This is a genomic window from Brevundimonas sp. (genome assembly GCF_044239655.1).
Classification (GTDB): domain Bacteria; phylum Pseudomonadota; class Alphaproteobacteria; order Caulobacterales; family Caulobacteraceae; genus Brevundimonas.
Genome location: NZ_JBIIAY010000238.1, coordinates 1 through 3,305 on the forward strand (window position 1 = coordinate 1; position 3,305 = coordinate 3,305).

At 60.8% G+C, this 3,305-nt stretch carries 4 protein-coding genes; all 4 read right to left on the reverse strand.

Features of this window, described 5'->3' with window-relative positions; translation table 11 throughout:
• Nucleotides 1-219 precede the first annotated feature (219 nt).
• Nucleotides 220-2,181, reverse strand: a complete 1,962-nt coding sequence (locus tag ACILQR_RS17120; RefSeq protein ID WP_395652569.1) for an AAA family ATPase — start codon at nt 2,179-2,181, stop codon at nt 220-222.
• Nucleotides 2,178-2,354, reverse strand: a complete 177-nt coding sequence (locus tag ACILQR_RS17125; protein ID WP_395652570.1) for a hypothetical protein — start codon at nt 2,352-2,354, stop codon at nt 2,178-2,180. The genes ACILQR_RS17120 and ACILQR_RS17125 overlap by 4 nt, the downstream gene beginning before the upstream one ends.
• Nucleotides 2,355-2,493: 139 nt before the next feature.
• On the reverse strand, nt 2,494-2,967 hold the full coding sequence (locus ACILQR_RS17130) for a hypothetical protein (protein ID WP_395652571.1): 474 nt from the start codon (nt 2,965-2,967) through the stop codon (nt 2,494-2,496).
• Nucleotides 2,964-3,305 (reverse strand): pentapeptide repeat-containing protein (locus ACILQR_RS17135; protein ID WP_395652572.1); only part of this gene is annotated, 342 nt, incomplete at its 5' end. The genes ACILQR_RS17130 and ACILQR_RS17135, both read right to left, overlap by 4 nt.

Genomic DNA, 3,305 nt, shown 5'->3' on the forward strand with positions numbered 1-3,305 from the left:
GTCATCACTTCACTATTGCGCGGAAGTGAGACGATATAGTCACGGCCAGAATGATCGATTATCATGCTTCGCCGGCCCAAAGAAGTGTATGGCCGGCGTGGACTTTGTGCCAGTATCGCCAGTAGAGACGCGCAAGCCGGTCCCAGCCCGCTTTGCCTCGGGCGGCGTCTTTTTTCCGCCCGTATTTTCGCAAGCGGTGCTTGTCGCCCCAACTAACCATCAAAATTGCTCCTCATTGATTTTCTGTTTGGCTGGATGTGTTGCGGGCAGCATCCAGGTATCGCCCTCTGGCGCCCATGCACGGTATCGACCCAGCATCGCTTTCTTTAGCTTCGCCTTGATCGTCCGCTTATCGACGCCGAATCGGTTATGCAGGCTATCAACCAAATGGTCGGTATGCAAGGGGCCTTTGGACAGCGCCTCCGCAATCGCTTCCGGCGACAGCCATTCCTCGCTGTCCTGTTGCTCCACAACCTTGTTCGGCAATTCGGTCTGCGGCTTGAAGTTCCAATCGCGCTCAAAGGCTGGCGCGTCACCATAAATCTGTCCCCGGAAGAAGAACGGTTCGCCGCCGTCTGCGGCTTCCTTCACCTTCCGGCTATGCACCAGAATGTCGAGGCTGGCTTTCGACGGGCGTTCGATCTCCAGCATCATGTCGGTATTGCCGTGCCATGCGCTGCCGCCACGGGCGCCCCGTTCCGCATCCTTGCCGGTATGGTGGATGCCAACGACAAAGGCGTTCAACTCGCGCGAAAGGCTCTCTAGCTTCATGGTGGTCTTGCCGATGTCCTTGTTGCTGTTCTCGTCCCAACCAGCCATAGCCCTGGCAACCGTATCGACAATGACCAGCACGGGCTTCAACTTGTTCTTGCGCACCCACTGGACGATACCGCGCCAATAGTCTGTCATCTCCAGCGGTGGCACCGATGGCACCACGACCAGCTTCGACCGCTGGCGAAGGCCCGGTATCATGTGACGTTGCATCCACGCGCTGTAGCGCGCGTTGACCAGGCCGTTCGGGCTTTCGCCGGCCAGATAGAGGACCGTCTGCGGCTCGCGGTCGCCATCGGTCCACCAGTTTGGGCCGTGACCTGTGGCGATCGACGCCGCAAGGTCGAGCATCAGGAACGTCTTGAGCGTGGCAGGCGGGCCGTAGAGCAAGCCGACGCCTGTTGTCGTCATCAGGCCGGGGATAAGCCACTCCGGCGGCTTCCACGTCGCAATAGCGTCCTCGATGAACATCGGCGTGTAGCGTTCGGGCAACTCGATAGCGCCCTCGTCTGCCAGTTCCTCGGTCGGTGTTGCCGGCGCCACAAAGTGCGCGAAGGTTTCCTCGATCGGGCGTTCAGCCTTGCCGCCTTTGGTTTCTTGGCCGTAGGTCCAGGCGTTCTTGATCTTGGTGCGCAGATCGCTGTCCGACCACGGCTCGGTGCGATACGGGTTCCAGATCGCCGCCATCAACTCAAACGCCTTGGCCGGGCTGACGCCCATCTCCAGCACGACACAAGCCGTCTCGAAGGTCTGGTGCACCGTGTCATGCTCGCGCGCTGCGGCATCCACCCGGCCTTGCAGATACGCCTTGGCGCGGCTTATCGCTTCCGGCGCGTCGAAGTCCGACGCTGGCAGAACAACGGGCGGGCTATCGTCAATGCGCCGCCGCAATTTCTCTGCCAGATACTCGGGCACAAAGGCTTTGCCGCCTTCGCTCTCCAGAACGTAGCCGCCTTTGCTCTTACCGTCATCGACATAGCTGGGAGGCGCAAGGACGTAGCCGCCGACGCCACGGGTATCAATGTCCCGGTGCAACCTGCCGCCACTCGTGCCAAGGCACTCGGGGTTCTCAAAGTAGTAGTGCAGGGTTCCCCTCGGGCTGCGAACGCGCCGGCAATCTTCGGCAGCGGCTTGCAAATCGGGGTCACAGGCGAGCATATCCTCCCATGCCGCTTCACCGCCAGGGTCCACATCGACCACAAGCAGGTTAGACGGGCCGGTGGAAATCGCCACATTGTAATTGGGGTTGACGCTCCACCAGGCGCGGATACGGCGCTCGTCGGTCGTCGCATCATGCAGCCCTTTGCTGTCCTTTTCAGGCACTTTCAGGCGCGGTAGGCACGGGAATACGTGCCAGCCCCTAGCGGCGTAAGCGAGGGCCGCAGCGAGACGGGGGTTGCTTTCGGTCACGCGGTCTTTTCCACGATGGCCGCAGCTTGCCAGAAGCCCCCTCGAAACGGAAACACGCCGACAGATACCTCTTGCGTTTCCGCGTTACACTTAGTTGCAAGGAGGGCGATATACGCCGGGTGAATGGGGCCGATGCCCGTTACCCGCTTCCGGGTTTCAATAGCCAGGGTCATAGTTCTGCCCCTCCTCTAGGGTGTTGCGCGCCGGCATCCTATCGCACAAGCGAGAGGAGGCACAGGGGACCGGATGCCGGCACGGCTTGCCCTACCGCCGTAGGACCGTGCCGACTATTCGGTCAATCAGGCTTGGGTGTCAAGCAGCCGAAACAATCCGGTCAAAGTCGGTTTGTGTAAACCTCTGGTTGGCGATCTTCCAAACATCCTGCACCACATAGAAGTCTTGAACCTTGCCGTGGTGCTTGAACCCGGTTGAGCCATCCCACTGCTTAAGCCTGGGGAGGCCGAAATGGGTGAGGCGTTCGGCGACCTTCGCCGGGCTTGGCGATCGGCCCTGTTGCTTGCAGGCCAGACCGATGCAGACCAGTGGCCAGAGCCTCGCCAGTTCGGCGGCGCTATACCATGGCCTTGCCTGAAAGCCATTGATGGCGGCGCCAAGATCGGGACGGGGCGCTGCGCGTTGCACCAGCACAAAGGGGTCCAATAGTTCCTGAACCAGATTGCGCTCGCCAGCGGCCTTGCAGGCATCCACAAAGAGCCGGTAGGAGGTATCATCCTTCCACCCCATGCGAGTGCGTAGGACGCTCTGGTATTTGTAGAGGCGGGTCACGCTTTCGCCCTCGCTTCGATGAAGTCCAGGAGGGCCAGCGTTTCGACCGCTTTCGCCGTGCCGGGGTATTTGTCAGCGACGTGCTGGCGATAGTCCTCGATCAGCCGGGTTTGGCAGCCGGCGCGGATAAGCAAGCCCCCATCCCGCAACACAAAGCCGAAAAACTCATAGCCGTCATACCGCCACACTTGCGCAGCTTTTCGCGCCACAATATGTGCGCCGATTTTGGCATCGGACAGGTCGGCACCGGACAGGTTGGCACCGGACAGGTCGGCATCGGACAGGTTGGCATGAGACAGGTTGGCACCGAACAGGTCGGCACGGGACAGGTAGGCATC